At 53.8% G+C, this 15,386-nt stretch carries 18 protein-coding genes and 1 tRNA gene; 10 read left to right on the top strand and 9 right to left on the bottom strand.

Annotated features, from left to right (window positions below; genetic code table 11):
• Window positions 1-82 precede the first annotated feature (82 nt).
• Window positions 83-1,690 carry a hypothetical protein gene (locus ACZ5FM_RS14640; RefSeq protein WP_464039083.1) on the top strand — a complete coding sequence of 536 codons (1,608 nt, stop codon included), beginning with the start codon at window positions 83-85 and terminating at the stop codon, window positions 1,688-1,690.
• Window positions 1,691-1,800: 110 nt separating this feature from the next.
• Here the strand turns inward: ACZ5FM_RS14640 and rpsA are convergent, their stop codons facing one another.
• Window positions 1,801-3,501, bottom strand: a complete 1,701-nt coding sequence (gene rpsA / locus ACZ5FM_RS14635) for a 30S ribosomal protein S1 (RefSeq protein WP_192491482.1) — start codon at window positions 3,499-3,501, stop codon at window positions 1,801-1,803.
• 164 nt (window positions 3,502-3,665) lie between these two features.
• Window positions 3,666-4,301, bottom strand: coding sequence for a (d)CMP kinase (gene cmk, locus ACZ5FM_RS14630; RefSeq protein ID WP_259149419.1), 636 nt, complete (start codon window positions 4,299-4,301; stop codon window positions 3,666-3,668).
• Window positions 4,302-4,528: 227 nt separating this feature from the next.
• On the opposite strand from cmk, the gene ACZ5FM_RS14625 reads away from it, so the two are divergent.
• Window positions 4,529-4,912, top strand: coding sequence for a TIGR02300 family protein (locus ACZ5FM_RS14625; RefSeq protein WP_250985577.1), 384 nt, complete (start codon window positions 4,529-4,531; stop codon window positions 4,910-4,912).
• A gap of 151 nt (window positions 4,913-5,063) precedes the next feature.
• Window positions 5,064-5,139, top strand: a tRNA-Ala gene (locus tag ACZ5FM_RS14620).
• 224 nt (window positions 5,140-5,363) lie between these two features.
• Here the strand turns inward: ACZ5FM_RS14620 and ACZ5FM_RS14615 are convergent.
• On the bottom strand, window positions 5,364-5,951 hold the full coding sequence (locus ACZ5FM_RS14615; RefSeq protein ID WP_275643720.1) for a hypothetical protein: 588 nt from the start codon (window positions 5,949-5,951) through the stop codon (window positions 5,364-5,366).
• Window positions 5,952-6,229: 278 nt separating this feature from the next.
• Window positions 6,230-6,358 carry a hypothetical protein gene (locus ACZ5FM_RS14610; protein ID WP_275643719.1) on the bottom strand — a complete coding sequence of 43 codons (129 nt, stop codon included), beginning with the start codon at window positions 6,356-6,358 and terminating at the stop codon, window positions 6,230-6,232.
• A 272-nt stretch (window positions 6,359-6,630) separates the two neighbouring features.
• Here ACZ5FM_RS14610 and ACZ5FM_RS14605 point away from each other — a divergent pair, with 272 nt between their 5' ends.
• Complete coding sequence (locus ACZ5FM_RS14605) at window positions 6,631-7,245, top strand: biliverdin-producing heme oxygenase (protein WP_464039082.1); 615 nt, start codon at window positions 6,631-6,633, stop codon at window positions 7,243-7,245.
• 61 nt (window positions 7,246-7,306) lie between these two features.
• On the opposite strand, the gene ACZ5FM_RS14600 is transcribed toward ACZ5FM_RS14605, so the two are convergent.
• Complete coding sequence (locus tag ACZ5FM_RS14600) at window positions 7,307-7,756, bottom strand: HIT family protein (protein ID WP_464039081.1); 450 nt, start codon at window positions 7,754-7,756, stop codon at window positions 7,307-7,309.
• Entirely contained in the window at window positions 7,753-8,337 is a 585-nt protein-coding gene (locus ACZ5FM_RS14595; RefSeq protein ID WP_464039080.1) for a GNAT family N-acetyltransferase, read from the bottom strand. Before ACZ5FM_RS14595 ends, ACZ5FM_RS14600 begins: the two co-directional genes overlap by 4 nt.
• A gap of 359 nt (window positions 8,338-8,696) precedes the next feature.
• Here ACZ5FM_RS14595 and rutA point away from each other — a divergent pair, with 359 nt between their 5' ends.
• From rutA to rutD, 4 genes are read left to right on the top strand one after another with little or no spacing between them, the layout of a single operon-like run.
• A complete protein-coding gene (gene rutA / locus ACZ5FM_RS14590) occupies window positions 8,697-9,788 on the top strand; it encodes a pyrimidine utilization protein A (RefSeq protein ID WP_464039078.1) in 1,092 nt (363 codons plus the stop codon).
• Window positions 9,785-10,525, top strand: coding sequence for a pyrimidine utilization protein B (rutB, locus tag ACZ5FM_RS14585; RefSeq protein ID WP_250985582.1), 741 nt, complete (start codon window positions 9,785-9,787; stop codon window positions 10,523-10,525). Before rutA ends, rutB begins: the two co-directional genes overlap by 4 nt.
• Window positions 10,526-10,560: 35 nt before the next feature.
• Window positions 10,561-10,950: a pyrimidine utilization protein C gene (rutC, locus tag ACZ5FM_RS14580; RefSeq protein WP_250985583.1), complete on the top strand. Its 390-nt coding sequence runs from the start codon at window positions 10,561-10,563 to the stop codon at window positions 10,948-10,950.
• A 5-nt stretch (window positions 10,951-10,955) separates the two neighbouring features.
• Window positions 10,956-11,777 (top strand): pyrimidine utilization protein D, encoded by an 822-nt coding sequence (rutD, locus tag ACZ5FM_RS14575; protein ID WP_464039077.1) that lies wholly within the window; start codon window positions 10,956-10,958, stop codon window positions 11,775-11,777.
• A gap of 449 nt (window positions 11,778-12,226) precedes the next feature.
• Here rutD and ACZ5FM_RS14570 read toward each other — a convergent pair whose 3' ends face one another.
• The 3 genes from ACZ5FM_RS14570 to ACZ5FM_RS14560 form a co-directional block, all read right to left on the bottom strand.
• Window positions 12,227-12,439 carry a hypothetical protein gene (locus tag ACZ5FM_RS14570; RefSeq protein WP_464039076.1) on the bottom strand — a complete coding sequence of 71 codons (213 nt, stop codon included), beginning with the start codon at window positions 12,437-12,439 and terminating at the stop codon, window positions 12,227-12,229.
• A gap of 144 nt (window positions 12,440-12,583) precedes the next feature.
• Window positions 12,584-13,237 (bottom strand): hypothetical protein, encoded by a 654-nt coding sequence (locus ACZ5FM_RS14565; RefSeq protein WP_464039075.1) that lies wholly within the window; start codon window positions 13,235-13,237, stop codon window positions 12,584-12,586.
• 16 nt (window positions 13,238-13,253) lie between these two features.
• On the bottom strand, window positions 13,254-13,940 hold the full coding sequence (locus ACZ5FM_RS14560) for a S24 family peptidase (RefSeq protein ID WP_464039074.1): 687 nt from the start codon (window positions 13,938-13,940) through the stop codon (window positions 13,254-13,256).
• A gap of 130 nt (window positions 13,941-14,070) precedes the next feature.
• Here ACZ5FM_RS14560 and ACZ5FM_RS14555 point away from each other — a divergent pair, with 130 nt between their 5' ends.
• Both ACZ5FM_RS14555 and ACZ5FM_RS14550 read left to right on the top strand, forming a co-directional pair.
• Window positions 14,071-14,388, top strand: a complete 318-nt coding sequence (locus tag ACZ5FM_RS14555; RefSeq protein ID WP_464039073.1) for a helix-turn-helix domain-containing protein — start codon at window positions 14,071-14,073, stop codon at window positions 14,386-14,388.
• A gap of 289 nt (window positions 14,389-14,677) precedes the next feature.
• Window positions 14,678-15,334 (top strand): hypothetical protein, encoded by a 657-nt coding sequence (locus ACZ5FM_RS14550; protein WP_464039072.1) that lies wholly within the window; start codon window positions 14,678-14,680, stop codon window positions 15,332-15,334.
• Window positions 15,335-15,386: the final 52 nt, after the last annotated feature.

The raw sequence follows: 15,386 nt of genomic DNA, 5'->3' as shown, positions 1-15,386 counted from the left end.
ACACCATCAATACGCTCATTCAGCAAGCACAGACGCAAGGTCATTTGTTGCGGGTAGTCTTTCAACCTGAATGGAGCGCGTCATGCTTACGCCTGTCCGTGCAGTTGCGAATACGGATATCTCGTTTAACAGCTACACCAGCCAGCAGCAGGGCGGTGCGGCCAGCACAATGACGCCCAATAGCGGGGCTTCCAGCAATGTTGCCCCACAGGAAAACACCAATCTTGGCCGCGCCAGCGTTTTGGCGCTGTCCGGTCAGTTGCAGTTATCGCAAAGTGTGACAGTGCTGGCTGAGGCGCTGGGACGTATACTCAATATTCCGCGCAAGGACGCCGAGAGTGTTGATGATTACGCCAATCGACTTGTGCAGGCCATTCGCGGTCTGTCTTCCAGCGAGCGTGAAGTGCTGAACCAGCAACTTGCCAAGGTGTTGCAGGGACTGACCTTGAAGATCATTGCCGAGGTTTTGAAAAATCCGGCAGGTCCGGATGCTGCGCGGCTTGCTGTTCTCTTGGAAATGACCCGATATAAGGGTGATATGGCGGCCAAGGCCGTCGTATCGTCTTATCGCCAGAATACCGGCAATGATCTTATTGCAGCATTGCCGGTCAAAGATCAGGCTGCAGGTCAATCACAACAGCCTCGTCCTGCCACCATGCAGGGGCCGCCGACACAGGCTGACGCTGCCGGCGCAAAGGCGTCAGAGCAGGCGCAAAAAGCGTCGTTGTCGGCCGTAGTTGTTTCACCTGATGATACCGTTGATGACGCAAAGACGGGAGGACGCCACGGTGTTGCCGCAGCGGCGTCTGCGAGTACTTCTGCTGCACCGACGAAAAAGGATACTGCAGCGTCATCAACTGGTGCCAAACCGGACGTGATCAATGCAGCTGGACCGGCTTTGCAGCAAGAAGATATCGCGGGCGACAATCCTGCAAAGGTGGCAAACCGCAACATCAATGAAGCTGCGACAACAAAGACAGAGAAATCGTCGTCAGAGCCATTTGTTTCCCGTGACGAACGCGCTCTGCCGCGAGCGCATGTTGATGGCCGCGCGGCTGAAACCGCCAAAAACGCTGAAGCGGGCGGGCGCATGGATCCGAAGGGCACACTGACCAAAACGGATTTGGAAAACCTGCTGCTGACATCGCTTGCGGGGCAGAAGTTGCCGCAGCGGGCGGAAGGGTCTTCTACCTATCTCGCCGCTATTTCGCAGATGCTGGAAAGCACACAGCAGGGCGCAGGCAAACCGGGTGTTACGGCCAATGCGGCGGGATTTGCCGCTTCCCCATCATCGGATCCTGAAACGCCACTGCCTGCCGCACGTCATGGCGCTGATGGCGTGCCGCAGGGTCTGGGCTTGACAGATGCCAAAGCCGCACTTGAGCAACCGCTTCTGCAATCAGCTCTTGCTAGCCTGAGCAAGGAAGGTCTGGGTATGCCCTTTGTGGCTAATCCGCAGGCCAAGGATGAGCCGGATTCTTCGTCTCCGCATCGCGGTCGGTGGCCGTCTTCCAGTGATGACGGTGAGGAAGGGCAGCAAGATGCTCACGCGCAAGGCGATGAGGGGCAATCCCCTGATGAACAAGCCGAGGCTGAGCAGAATACCGATGAGACAGTTGATGATGGCACTGTAGCCAGCGATAGCGAGAGTGCTGAAGCCTATTATCTGCGTATGGGCGGATTGGCCTAAAGCATCGGTCACCTTCGACATAATACCGTTATGCGATAGCCAATAAAAAACCCGCCGAATGGTTCGGCGGGTTCTTTGTTTCTAACGCTTTCTGACGAAAGCCGTAACGATTACTCGCTGCGGTTCTTCAGAGCTGCGCCGAGGATGTCGCCGAGCGAAGCGCCGCTGTCGGACGAACCGAACTGTGCAACAGCTTCCTTCTCTTCTGCGATTTCCAGAGCCTTGATCGAAAGCATGACCTTGCGGTCTTTCTTCGAGAAGTTGACGACGCGAGCGTCGACAGTCTGGCCAACCGAGAAACGCTCAGGGCGCTGATCGTCACGGTCGCGAGCAAGGTCAGCACGGCGGATGAAGGAAGTCAGGTCTTCGTGGTTGACCAGCTTCACTTCGATGCCACCTTCGTTAACGGCAGTGATTTCAGCCGAAACGACAGCGTTCTTGCGCAGGTCGCCGGACGAAGCAGCTTCGCCAACAGCGTCCTTGCCGAGCTGCTTGATGCCGAGCGAAATACGCTCCTTCTCGACGTCTACATCCAGAACGACAGCCTTTACGACATCGCCCTTGTTGTATTCTTCGATAACCTGTTCGCCTGGACGGTTCCAGTCGAGGTCAGACAGGTGCACCATGCCATCAACGTCGCCTTCGAGGCCGATGAACAGGCCGAATTCGGTCTTGTTCTTGACTTCGCCTTCGACTTCAGTGCCGGCTGGGTGGTTGTAGGCAAATGCCTGCCATGGGTTCTCGAGGGTCTGCTTGAGACCGAGCGAGATACGGCGCTTGGACGGATCAACTTCGAGAACGACAACGTCAACTTCCTGGCTTGTGGACAGGATCTTGCCGGGGTGTACGTTCTTCTTGGTCCAGGACATTTCGGAAATGTGGATCAGGCCTTCGATGCCTGGCTCCAGCTCAACAAATGCACCGTAGTCGGTGATGTTGGTGACGGTACCGGAGATCTTCTTCCCAACTGGGTACTTGGCGGATATGCCATCCCATGGATCCGACTCGAGCTGCTTCATGCCGAGCGAGATACGGTGGGTTTCCTGGTTGATACGGATGATCTGAACCTTGACCTGCTGGCCAATGTTGAGGATTTCCGAAGGATGGTTGACGCGGCGCCATGCCATGTCGGTGACGTGCAGCAGGCCGTCGATGCCGCCGAGGTCAACGAACGCACCGTAATCGGTGATGTTCTTGACGACGCCGTCAACAACCTGGCCTTCTTCGAGGTTCTGAACGATTTCAGAACGCTGCTCAGCGCGGGACTCTTCGAGAACCGTACGACGCGATACAACGATGTTGCCACGGCGCTTGTCCATCTTGAGGATTTCGAACGGCTGTGGGTTGTGCATCAGTGGAGTAACGTCGCGGATCGGACGAATGTCGACCTGCGAACGTGGAAGGAAGGCAACAGCGCCGTCCAGATCGACGGTGAAACCACCCTTGACCTGGTTGAAGATAACGCCTTCGACGCGTTCGCCAGCTTCGAACTTGGCTTCGAGCTTGACCCAGCTCTCTTCGCGGCGAGCCTTCTCGCGCGACAGAACTGCTTCGCCCAGAGCGTTTTCGATGCGCTCAACGTAAACTTCGACTTCGTCGCCGACCTTGAGCGAGCCGTCCTTGGACTTGGCGCCGAATTCCTTCAGCGGTACGCGGCCTTCAACCTTGAGGCCGACGTCAACGATTGCAACGTCCTTTTCGATGGCCGTTACGATACCCTTGGCAACATAGCCTTCGGCGAGATCGTTGGAAGCGAAGGATTCTTCGAGGAGGGCTGCGAAATCCTCCCGCGTGGGGTTTGCTACTGACATGAAATCTCCTGAATGTGCCCCGTTAAGGACACAAGAGCGCCGGTGTTGGTGTTGATCACACCCGAAAATCACATCCGCCTTCAAAGAAGGCTATTCGGCGCGGGGACGCGTTTCGGGTCATTACCGTGAAATGAGAAACCGGATGATCCGGTTCCGCCGTCACGTCAATTCTTTTGCAAGGCTGCGTCTATGATGGTTTTCGCGGCCTTAAACGCGGCTTCTATACTCATTTCTGTCGTATCAAGCAAGTGCGCGTCTTCAGCTGGTTTCAAAGGGCTGTCGGCACGGCCCATGTCGCGTTCGTCGCGCTTTTTCACATCGTCAAAAATGGCGTCGTAATCTGCTGCTGTGCCATTGGCCAAAATTTCGTCGTAACGACGTTTTGCCCTAACCTCTGCCGATGCTGTCACATAAATCTTCACCGGTGCGGCGGGGCAGACAACGGTGCCGATGTCGCGACCATCCAGCACGGTTCCCGGCTGCTTTGTCGCAAACTTGCGCTGTGCCTCAACCAGTGCACGGCGCACAGCTGGCATAACGGCAACTTTGGATGCGGCCTCGCCAATTTCGTGGCGCGACAACACCGAGCGATCAAGACCCATAAGGTCCAGCTCGAGAGCGACCTTTTCCGCGACTGCTTCATCATCCAGCGGCAGGTTGGCATCGAGCAGGGCCTTAGCAGTGGCACGGTAAGTAAGACCAGTATCGAGATGATGGAACCCGTATGTTTCGGCAATGCGGCGCGAAAGAGTGCCCTTGCCGGCTGCGGCCGGTCCGTCGATGGCAATGGTAAAGGTCATGCTGCAGTTATCCTGATGGCATTTTGTCTGTTGAGGGGGCGATATCATAAAGAAGGCTTGCATTCATCCCGTTCGTGCCGAAAACTTGTCGATGATGCGGTAATTGAAGTTTATCTTTGACAGGCAACACTGCAACGATTATGGGGACCGGCTAGAAATTTTATCGTCTACTGCCGGAACCACGGCGTACAGACCGAACTCATTCAAAAAAAATTGAGGCTTTGACAGTGGCAAAAGCGGAACTTGGAACCAAGCGCGTAGACCCGGATACCGGCAAGAAGTTCTACGACCTCAACCGTGACCCGATCGTTTCTCCTTACACCGGCAAGTCTTGGCCGCTATCCTACTTCGAGGAAAGCACAGCAGCAGCCAAGCTGGAGCAGGCAGAAGAAGAGGATGTGGCAGAAGTCGATACCGAAAACACGGAAGTCGAACTTGTGTCGCTGGAAGATGCTGATGGCGACAACAGCGGCGATGACATTCCAGATATCGGTGACGATGATGTCGAGCTGGACGACGACGACGACACATTCCTCGAAGCCGACGAAGATGATGACGATGACGATATGTCCGGTATCATCGGCGTGACTGGCGACGACGAAGAAGTCTGATCCTGTTGATAATTCACCCGATGACAGAAAAATGTCATCGGGTGAATTTTTTGGCTTGCCATCTTCCAACAGCGGAAGTAATAAGCCGCCACCGAACGGAAACAAACCGCTTCGGTTTCCCGGAACCGGATGAAAAACCGGAACCCTTGATGGGGCTATAGCTCAGCTGGGAGAGCGCTTGCATGGCATGCAAGAGGTCAGCGGTTCGATCCCGCTTAGCTCCACCAAATCTTCCCAGTGAAATGCAAGCATTACAAACTTAACTGCTTTTGTGGATTCTCGAACTATGAATCGGGAAGCGCGGCGTAGCAATTTCGGGTTTATGCCCCTAGTCATAACGACCGGGGTGCGGTGCAGTCTGGTATATCATCACCGCCCAGGCAGCGCATTGACACGTGCCAGTCATCTACAAATTCCGTGAGGGGGCTGAAACCGCCAGCGCTTAGTCGAACTAGAGTTCGAAAGGGTCATCCGAGGCTTTGACTTGCGGGTCACCAGCGAAGGGGTCTTCTTCTTTTTGTTTTTGGTTCTTTTTGGTGATGAGTTGACTGGTTACGTCCTGACAGGCAAGCATCTCATTTATTGCCTTAGAAGAGCCCCGCAACCTCAATGAGGTAATCTCCTTGCCTGCGTAATAGGCGCTAACCCCGAGCTTCCTGCTAAACTCCTGGGCAAAATTTGTGTTCTGAGTGTTGATGTGCAAATGGCGAATCGTGTCGATCTCTATCACCGAGGCGGTCGCTTCCCATGGGGATTCCTTGTCGAATTGAATTCGGATCGGGTAATCCTTTCCAACCTCCAGAGATTTCCATTTCGCGTTGCCAAGTGAAAAATAGAGCCTGCCCGTATTGCCTAAAAAGTTAAACCCCAGTCGGAGAATTGTACCGTCTTCGTAACTGGTAGAGACGTAACAGGCATTACCCATGGAGGGGTCCATGCGGATCGTCCAATTCCCGACGTCTTTCCAAAGGATGGTTTCGGATCGAGCGGGCAAAGCCGCCATACAGACGATCATTACAGCGGAGAGAGCAGTTCTCATGAGACCACCAGCGCGATTGTGTCAGGGTGCCTTATTTGCTCATGGGCTGAGATAACTGTCGAGTCGGTTCGATAAATTCCGACAACTAGGGTAAACATCTCGAGTGATGTTTAACCGGATCCGTTGCAATGAAAGCGTTTTTGGGTGGTGGATGATGGGCAGTGAAACTGGAGGTAGGCATGACCTCTTGCATAGCATGCAAGAGGTCAGCGGTTCGATCCCGGTTAGCTCCACCAAACATTCCCAGATAAATTTCAAAATTTCCTACCTAAACAGAATCAATGCGCGATCGTGTACAGCATGATGCCAAGCGGCATGGCTGTGATGACGATGGCGGCCAGCATTTTTGTGCAGATTCGCAGTGCAAGATTTTTGCGGGCTTTCCGCGTGTCCCATTCGTACGTCACAAGCGTCCTCCCTTATATTTTATTGGTGTGACGGCATGCTGTCTTCTGCGAGACCCAATCTAGCTTTGGTCCCCCGACCGGGTCTCGCAAGGCCACATAGGCGGTGTGACCGGGCGGGAATGTGCGATTTGCAATGTGAATGCAGGATGAACGCCAAAAACGGGTGAGAAACGTCTCTGCAACCCGATGCGGGTTTGCCTTTTACTCTAAATGGAGTAATAGGCTCATGATTTATTGCGTCGCGGAACACGCTTATTTGAGAGGGGCACCTTATGGACATCACGCAGGCAGCTGCCGCTGGGCAGGAAAAAGAAGCAAGCCGCACCAAGCGCATGAAGGCTGCGACCCGTGAAGCGCATGAGGTCCTCGACAAGTTCATTACCGGTGCAGCACCTTTTGCCAGCCGCGAAAATTTCGGCAAGTTTGTGCAGACGCAGTATCTTTTCCACCGCGATCTGGATGCATTTTTCTACAATGAAAAGCTGGATGGCATGTTGCCGGACCTGTTGGGTCGCCGCCGTCTTGACTTTATCAGGCAGGATCTAGCCGATCTTGGGCTCGACGTTCCTGCGCCATCTGCTGAGCCACGTTTCACCAAGGGCGGTGCATTTGATCTACCGGAAGCCATGGGTTGGCTTTATGTGGTCGAGGGCTCGAACCTCGGCGCTGCCTTCCTTCTGAAGGACGCTGCCAAACTTGGCCTGAACGAAGAATTCGGTGCACGTCATCTGGCCGGTGCGCCAGAGGGTCGTGGTCTGCATTGGCGTACATTCACCGCAGCGCTGGATGAGATCGCGCTGACCGAGGAAGAAGAACAGCGCGCAGTTGCTGCAGCGTCGGATGCATTCCGCGCCGTGCATGCTTATGCTGTTGAAAAGCTCGGCTGATTTGGGCTGAAGAATTCTGATGTTGAAAGGGCGGGATTCCCGCCCTTTTGCTATCTGGGTCTCAGGCCGGCTGATATTTCTGTTCCAGATAGGCCCGCAGCTTGTCCTTGAGGTCTTTGTACTCATCACCGGATGATTGGGGGGAATCACTCCAAGAGTATCCCATGCAGGCCGGCCGCTGACGTTTGCCATCGGCTTCTGTCGCATAGCGTGGGATGATATGGGCGTGCAGGGCAGGTTCACTATTGCCCCATATTTCGTAATTGACGCGGTCGCAGCCAGTCACCGCGAGTAATGCGTCGCCGACCATAGCCATGTCATGAAGGAATTCCATCCGCTGTCTGGTGTCGAGTGCATTCAGGCTTGGTACGACCGGATCGGCCAGCAACAGACAATATCCGGGAAGTGGCTGCACATCGCCAATCACCAGCCAGCCGGAAGGCAGGCGGGAAATAACAAACGGGTTTGTACCGGCGCGCGCCATGGCGACCCGTTCTTCGATGAGGTTCATGGGTTACTTCTCATGTCTTGGGCGTTTGAGGCCCACCATTCGGATTTCAGGATGGCGTAGATGAACTCATCACCCCAAGTGTCATTGAAACGGTCATTCTGGATGAGATGCGCTTCCTTGCGCATCTTCAGCCGCTCAACGACGCCAATCGATCCATGATTGAGTGTATCTAGTCGGGCAAAAATGCGGTGATAGCCGAGCTGGTCAAATCCCAGATCAATGATCGCGCGCACAGCCTCCGTTGCATATCCCTTACCGGCAAAGGCGGGGTTGAAGATGTAGCCGACTTCCGCCTGCAGGGCAGCCTTGCTGGCAATTTTCAAAAGAACTTCACCGATCAGTGCGCCGTCCTGGGACCGTGTCACGGCCAGACGCAGTATGTCACCATCATTTGCAAAAGGTGCTGACAGCACTGCCTCAAACTGGGCTTTCAGCGCTTCTGCCGCAGGTGGTGCGGTGTAAAGAAAGCGATAGACATCGGCGCGTGTGTGATAGGCGCTGTAGGCGGCCAGATCATCTCTGGCAAATTGTAGCAATGTCAGGCGTTCGGTACGGATGGGCGGATGGGGTGTGTCGTTCATTGATACTCGCATGCAACATAAATGTCAGACGCTATCTGGGTACCGCGAATGAAGCAAACAAGTGCAGGTCCTGCAGGTGCGTTGTTGAGTCTTGCATCACCAGCTTTCAAGCGCCGGATTTCTACGCTTATTGAGTAGCGGCGGACTGGTTTCCGATGGATGCCTAAATAATGATCTCGGGCGATTTATTGGGCGGAAATATTTTATCAAATGATAAAAATTTTATCTTCTGATAAAAACAATGAAATATCACTTGTGCAAGTTTTTGAAATAAAACGATTTTATAATCTGGCACGGAACCTGCTTCTCTTTTGTCAAGAATTCTCGCCCTTGAGGCATTGGCACAGGAGAGTGTTGACATGGAAATCGGCGTTTTCATTCCTATCGGTAACAATGGCTGGCTGCTGTCTCAAAATGCGCCGCAGTACAAACCGACTTTTGAACTGAACAAAGAAATTACGCTCAAGGCCGAAAAATACGGCCTCGATTTCGTGCTGTCGATGATCAAGCTGCGCGGCTTTGGCGGCAAGACGGAATTCTGGGATCACAATCTGGAATCCTTCACGTTGATGTCCGGTCTTGCGGCAGTCACAACCAAGATCAAACTGTTTGCGACGGCGGCAACGCTGGTCATGCCACCGGCGATTGTGGCACGCATGGCCTCGACCATTGACAGCATCTCCAATGGCCGTTTTGGTCTCAATCTGGTTACGGGTTGGCAGCGTCCGGAATATTCCCAGATGGGCATGTGGCCGGGCGATGAATATTTCTCCAAACGGTATGACTATCTCGGCGAATACGCGACTGTTCTGCGCGAGTTGTGGGAAAACGGCCAGAGCGACTTCAAGGGCGACTACTTCAAGATGGAGGATTGCCGTCTCAGCCCGCGTCCGCAGGCTGACATGAAGGTTATCTGTGCCGGTTCATCCAATGCCGGCATGGAATTTTCCGCCAAATATGCTGATTACAATTTCTGCTTTGGTGTTGGCGTCAACACTCCCACCGCTTTTGCACCTGCCGCTGAACGTTTGATAGAAGCGACCGCCAAGACTGGCCGTGATGTGTCGTCCTTCGTGCTGTTCATGGTGATTGCCGATGAAACGGATGAGGCGGCTCGCGCCAAGTGGGAACACTACAAGGCCGGTGCCGACCAGGAGGCTATTTCCTGGCTCGGTCTGCAGGGGGCTGCCGACACCAAATCCGGCTCCGACACCAATATCCGCCAGATGGCCGACCCGGTTTCTGCCGTGAATATCAACATGGGCACGCTGGTCGGGTCCTATGAGACGGTGGCCAGGATGCTGGATGAAGTTCCAACGGTTCCGGGGACCGGCGGCGTGTTGCTGACCTTCGATGACTTTGTGAAGGGGGTTGAGGATTTTGGCACCAAAATCCAGCCGCTGATGAAATGCCGCCAGCACATCAAGCCTGCACTGGAGGCTGCAGAATGAGCGAGCCCGTTGTTGCAGGATATGTTGCCCCGACAAGCCGCACACAAAGTGTAACGCTGCCGGCGCGACCAGAGCCGATCACACTCAAACCATCGGAAACGGCCGTCGTGGTGGTGGACATGCAAAATGCCTATTCAACCGAAGGCGGTTATGTCGATCTGGCCGGGTTTGATATTTCCGGTGCCAAATCCACCATTGCCAATATTGGCAAAACGCTGGATGCGGCGCGGGCTGCCGGTGTGCAGGTGATCTATTTCCAGAATGGCTGGGACAAGGACTATGTCGAGGCGGGTGGCCCGGGTTCTCCCAACTGGCACAAGTCCAATGCCCTAAAAACCATGCGGGCGCGGCCGGATCTGCAGGGCAAGTTACTGGCCAAAGGCACCTGGGACTACGCCATTGTCGACGAGCTGCAACCTCAGCCGGGCGACATCCTTGTGCCAAAGACCCGTTACAGCGGGTTCTTCAACACCAATATGGACAGCGTGCTGCGGGCGAGGGGCATTCGCAATCTGGTCTTTGTCGGAATTGCCACCAATGTCTGCGTGGAATCGTCACTCAGAGACGCGTTCCACCTCGAATATTTCGGGGTGATGCTGGAAGACGCCACCCATCATCTCGGCCCTGACTTCATTCAGCAGGCCACCGTCTACAACATCGAGAAGTTTTTCGGCTGGGTCGCGACGGTCAATGATTTTTGCGCCGTCATTTCGCAGGCTGCACCGGAAAACGCCTGAACGTCGTCATCACCTGTTCCAAGAGGAGAATTGAAATGCCGAAATCGATTATTGTCCCGGAAGGCACCCAGAAGCCGATTGCTCCCTATTCACCGGGCACGCTTGCTGATGGCGTTGTTTATGTGTCCGGTACCCTGCCTTTCGACAAGAACAACGATGTTGTGCATGTGGGCGATGCTGGCGCGCAGACGCGCCATGTGCTGGAAACCATCAAGTCGGTGATTGAAACAGCCGGTGGCACCATGGACGATGTGACGATGAACCATATCTTCATCACCGACTGGGCAAATTATCAGGCAGTCAACAAGGTCTATGCCGAATATTTCCCGGGTGACAAACCGGCCCGCTATTGCATTCAGTGCGGCCTGGTCAAACCGGATGCGCTGGTGGAAATTGCAACCGTTGCCCATATTGGCGGGAAATAGGCCCGATGTATTTCGAGGTTCACGGCCAACAGAGCGCTGATGTCGAAACGATCCTCCTGTCTTCAGGACTGGGGGGATCGGGAAGCTATTGGGCACCACAGATAGCTGATCTTGCCGAACATTTCCGCGTTGTGACCTATGATCATCGTGGTACGGGGCGCACCGGCGGAGAGGTGCCTGAACAGGGCGGTATTTCCGCCATGGTCGACGATGTGCTGCAGATTGCCGATGCATTGAAGCTGACGCGGTTTCATTTCATGGGGCATGCGCTGGGCGGTCTTATTGGACTTGAGCTGGCACTGCGTCAGCCTGACATGCTTGGCAAACTGCTGCTGATCAATGCGTGGAGCAAAGCGGATCCGCATTCGGGCCGGTGTTTCGATACGCGCATTTCGCTTCTGGAAAATTCCGGCGTCGAGGCGTTCGTGAAAGCGCAGCCGCTGTTTCTTTATCCAGCCGTGTGGATGAGTGAATATTCCGAGCGAATGGCTGCAGATGAAGCGCACGGCATCGCCCATTTTCAGGGCAAGACCAATGTGTTGCGACGCATTGCGGCACTGCGGGCATTCGATATCGATGACCGTCTCGGTGCGATCGACACTGAGACCTGGGTGACCGCGACAAAAGATGATCTGCTTGTGCCCTACACGCGCTCTATAAGGCTTGCCGACGGCTTGCCCAACGCGAAGCTTTTGCTTACCGACTTCGGTGCCCATGCGGTCAACATCACTGAAGCGACACGCTTCAATAAGGATATGCTGGCTTTCCTGTTGCAGGAAAAAGCAGCAATCAAAACGGAAACGGAACGTCATGACATTGCCACTTGATAGCAACGCGCTGGCTGCGCTGTTGTAGTTTGACACCGGTAACCGGAATATATGGGAATATCTGGGAAATGACGGGAAGTGGCGAAAAAGCCTTGTAAATCATGGGCTTTGAAGGGGGTCGGCGCAGAAACCAATAAATCGTTTTTGACACGACATCCCCGTCAAATTTGAACAGCAACTGCAAATCCGTCGAGAAGTCGTGGTAGCTTCAAGAATCCTTCAAAAAACGACCTGTTGGCCTTTTAAGACCCTTTAAAGCCCAGAAAATAAGGCTTTTAGAAAAAGGCGACGTGGAGTAGTCAATCCCGGAACACGGTCAGGGGATGCATTGCATTCCAATTTAAACATGCAACAGGCTTGCAAGTTCGAATAAAACGACGCTTTTTGTATTAAAATCAGCAAGTAAGACAAATTAGCCGCCTGCAGAAAGATGCAAGGCGGCTTTTTTATCATCGAACCAGGCCAAAACGTGATGGGCGCTGCGTGAGGCTCGCTCGCCAATCACCCTTGTAGTCGAATGCTGGTGCCTCGACCGGTACCGAGAACCAGAAATCAGTGAATGCGGCAACGTCAGGTTCACAGAACCAATGCGCTTCTCCGTTAGCGTCGACGGCCCACCACCGCGCGTTCTTCGGCGCGATATCCCAATCAACATTCACCATCTTCTGTCTCCGACCAACGAAAGGAACTACAACGAACTTATCAGCCTGTGCCAAACCCATTACCTCCCACCCGGCGCAACCAATGTTCCTATTTTGTTCTAGGCTTGGACAGAGTCAACTCTTTGCACATCAGTTTGACTAATTTTACATTGGCCTTTCGAAGCTTTGCTTCAAGGTGTCGACGTAGACAAGGAAGTCACGGCCGTTGTCGGTTATCGCTATGCGACCGGGCGGAACATTGGAAATTAAGTTCTGGCCGTACAAAAACCTAGACCAATCATCGAATGACAATTCTTTCAGGCCATCATTCTTTGGTCTGATCTCATTTTCGTAATATTCTCTCGCGTCTTTCATCGCTACCGAAGGTTCGTTAGCGAGCAATCTAAGAGCATGGATTTGGCTAGCAAAAATAAGCCCCCAAATGAACTCGAAGTTCCTTTCTGTTTGGGCCTCTGCAAGAGCGTAAATCAGTCTTGATACGTGAGTGTCTGGCGGCATCCCCGCTAATTGTTGCTCTATTTTTTCGGCGAGTGCCCTAACCGTCGGTAGCGGATGCGCTTCCGGTTTTAAACCCGTTTCTGGCTTTACGGGATTGGGTTGACTTGAAGGTTGAAGAACGGCTCCCCCCATTCCTAGGGATACGATATCCTTTATCCTTTCACGTATTTCCCGTCGAAAAATCCAGACGATGAATACAACAGAGAGGGGCCACGCGGTGCCTTTGAGAAGGTCGATAATAGTCTTCGCCCACTCCATCCAATTTACACTCATGAGAAACGCGCGGAACTCCTCCTCCATGCACCAACCCCCCGAATCACGCTCGTCTGAGCAAAGATAGGACTTGCCCGATAACCGACAATTCATCGGCATTTTCGGAGCTTATTAGTTCAGTAGGGTAACCGCCATCGTCGTTATCGGACCGCAGTTCCAACATGTTGTCCATTCGCCAATTAGCCCTTTTTACCTTAATCCCAGGCCCCACGCGGAAGACGAAAACTTCATCGTCGATGATGCTCGTTTTGCTCTGATCAACGATCATGAAAGCGCCGTCTGGAATTGTCGGCAACATGCTTTCGCCCTTGGCTTCAAGCATAATACAGCTCTCAGGCTTCGCGCCGATACTGCGCAGGAATGCTCGACTGAACGCAACCGTGTTTTCTGCCCGATCATCTCTTGGGATTAGGCCCTGGCCAGCAGCCGCCTGAACGTCGTAAAGCGGAATCTGTACCATATCCACGCCTTCCGTCATTGTCGCGGATTCGGTGAACATTTCGCCTTCACCCGTGATTATCCAGAGGACGTTGGCGCCAAAGTTATGGCGGTACGCATCGAGCACCGACGCGGTGGGCTCCGATTCACCCTTTTCATAGTTTCCCAGTGTGGTCTTGCTAACGCCAAGCTGTGCCGCAAACACATCCCTCTCAGGATCACCAAGTCTTCTTCGCAGCTCGCGAAGGCGCACGCCAAGCGGTGTTTTGGACGGAATTTCCGGACGAGCCAATAAACCACCAAATAAATCACTTTTCTGATTTACAAAGTCAGAATTCTGATTTATTCCTTTCTGTGTTCGCAGAATTCAACACCCCAAAAAAGGAGGCCGGACAGGGCCTCCCTTCTCGAAGGAATCCTTTATGCACCGTGTCTCTGACGGCGGCAAGTCTAGCCGTGCCGAACGCAAGCGGCTGGAAGAAATTGCCCGCATTAAGTCCCGGCTTTTTATCGCCGAAATCAAGCTTGCCGAGATCGACGTAAAATATGGCCTACCTAAAGGTACAGCCGGCAACTCGCTTTACGAGCCGCATGTGGCTGGTGAGCGTGCAATTGCGGCAGCCCTAGATACTCGTCCGCATCTTCTCTGGTTCTCCCGTTATTTGGCCGACGGCACACGCCGCAGCCCGCAGCCAACTGAGAATTATCGCAACGGCCGTCGTGAGGCTGCTGCGGCATGAAGCGTGGAACAGGTCGGGATTGCTGCTCTAGCCTACCGCACAGTGAGTGCAAGGCGATCTATCGCCCCGGCTGTCAGTCCCAATCTCACGACCGTTCCACACCCCAACAATCGCCCATCAGCAGACGCCGCACAATGACGAAACCGCATGCCAAATTCGACAGAAATCCTTTCATCCCGGCGCAATCGAATGTGTGCCGGATGGCTGACAAGCTGATGATTTTCAGTGTCGCGTTCTTCGGCTTGTCAGCCGCCATTATCGCCCTCATCAAACAACTTGGAGCAGTATCATGACCGCAGTCCGCAATCATGTCGCCGTGCCTTTCTTTGACCGCGTTCCACTACGCGCAAAATCGTTGGTTTTAGTCGCCTTCGACAACATTCTTGAACGCGCATTCTCGCAGCGCGAGGCACTTCATCACCTTTCTAACGCTCTCAGAGAAATCAACGTCGAAGGACCCACATCAACCGAGTTTGGCAACTGGTACAACCGTGTCGCCAACGGCCTGATTGAACGTCCCCACCCTTCTGAAGTATTGCCATTCGCAGCGCCAGCCGCTCACCGTGCGGAAACGTTTAGCAACGCTGTGCCATGTGAAGTCGAAAACGAAATTTGCCCTTACGACCGTCTGGAAATGGCGCGTGATATAATCCTGGCAGCACACGTCCTGAACGAAGCAAAGATTGCTGCCGGTTATAGCCCCGCCTCTATCATTTTGGACGATACAATTGTCCAGCAGGCGCTGATCGAGCTGCTGGAGGCCGAGGCAACCAGTGCAGTCATGGATGCCGATGTGCACATGACCCCAGGCAACAAATTAGTCGACCTTCTCCTAGGCGAAGACAGCACCGAGGTTGACGGCAAACTAGTCGATTGCCTTACCATGGATATGCAGCCGGAACTCTGCCGCATCCTCAGCCGTACCCGCGAAAATCCGACAACCTGATTTCCGAGATCGGTGCTCTGCCCCCCAGAGCAGCGACAGATGCCGGGCGGCC

It is taken from the genome of Agrobacterium sp. 5Ca50 (genome assembly GCF_055381905.1).
The sequence above is the reverse complement of the archived record's forward strand: the minus strand, read 5'-3'. Positions and strand labels throughout refer to the sequence as shown.

Excerpts from the sequence above, each read along its gene's own strand:
- ACZ5FM_RS14615 (WP_275643720.1), bottom strand. The coding sequence starts at position 5,951 with ATGAGAACTGCTCTCTCCGCTGTAATGATCGTCTGTATGGCGGCTTTG.
- ACZ5FM_RS14595 (WP_464039080.1), bottom strand. The coding sequence starts at position 8,337 with ATGAACGACACACCCCATCCGCCCATCCGTACCGAACGCCTGACATTG.
- ACZ5FM_RS14565 (WP_464039075.1), bottom strand. The coding sequence starts at position 13,237 with ATGGAGGAGGAGTTCCGCGCGTTTCTCATGAGTGTAAATTGGATGGAG.
- cmk (WP_259149419.1), bottom strand. The coding sequence starts at position 4,301 with ATGACCTTTACCATTGCCATCGACGGACCGGCCGCAGCCGGCAAGGGC.
- ACZ5FM_RS14640 (WP_464039083.1), top strand. The coding sequence starts at position 83 with ATGCTTACGCCTGTCCGTGCAGTTGCGAATACGGATATCTCGTTTAAC.
- rpsA (WP_192491482.1), bottom strand. The coding sequence starts at position 3,501 with ATGTCAGTAGCAAACCCCACGCGGGAGGATTTCGCAGCCCTCCTCGAA.
- rutB (WP_250985582.1), top strand. The coding sequence starts at position 9,785 with ATGAGCGAGCCCGTTGTTGCAGGATATGTTGCCCCGACAAGCCGCACA.
- rutA (WP_464039078.1), top strand. The coding sequence starts at position 8,697 with ATGGAAATCGGCGTTTTCATTCCTATCGGTAACAATGGCTGGCTGCTG.
- ACZ5FM_RS14570 (WP_464039076.1), bottom strand. The coding sequence starts at position 12,439 with ATGGTGAATGTTGATTGGGATATCGCGCCGAAGAACGCGCGGTGGTGG.
- ACZ5FM_RS14605 (WP_464039082.1), top strand. The coding sequence starts at position 6,631 with ATGGACATCACGCAGGCAGCTGCCGCTGGGCAGGAAAAAGAAGCAAGC.
- rutD (WP_464039077.1), top strand. The coding sequence starts at position 10,956 with ATGTATTTCGAGGTTCACGGCCAACAGAGCGCTGATGTCGAAACGATC.
- ACZ5FM_RS14600 (WP_464039081.1), bottom strand. The coding sequence starts at position 7,756 with ATGAACCTCATCGAAGAACGGGTCGCCATGGCGCGCGCCGGTACAAAC.
- rutC (WP_250985583.1), top strand. The coding sequence starts at position 10,561 with ATGCCGAAATCGATTATTGTCCCGGAAGGCACCCAGAAGCCGATTGCT.
- ACZ5FM_RS14550 (WP_464039072.1), top strand. The coding sequence starts at position 14,678 with ATGACCGCAGTCCGCAATCATGTCGCCGTGCCTTTCTTTGACCGCGTT.
- ACZ5FM_RS14555 (WP_464039073.1), top strand. The coding sequence starts at position 14,071 with ATGCACCGTGTCTCTGACGGCGGCAAGTCTAGCCGTGCCGAACGCAAG.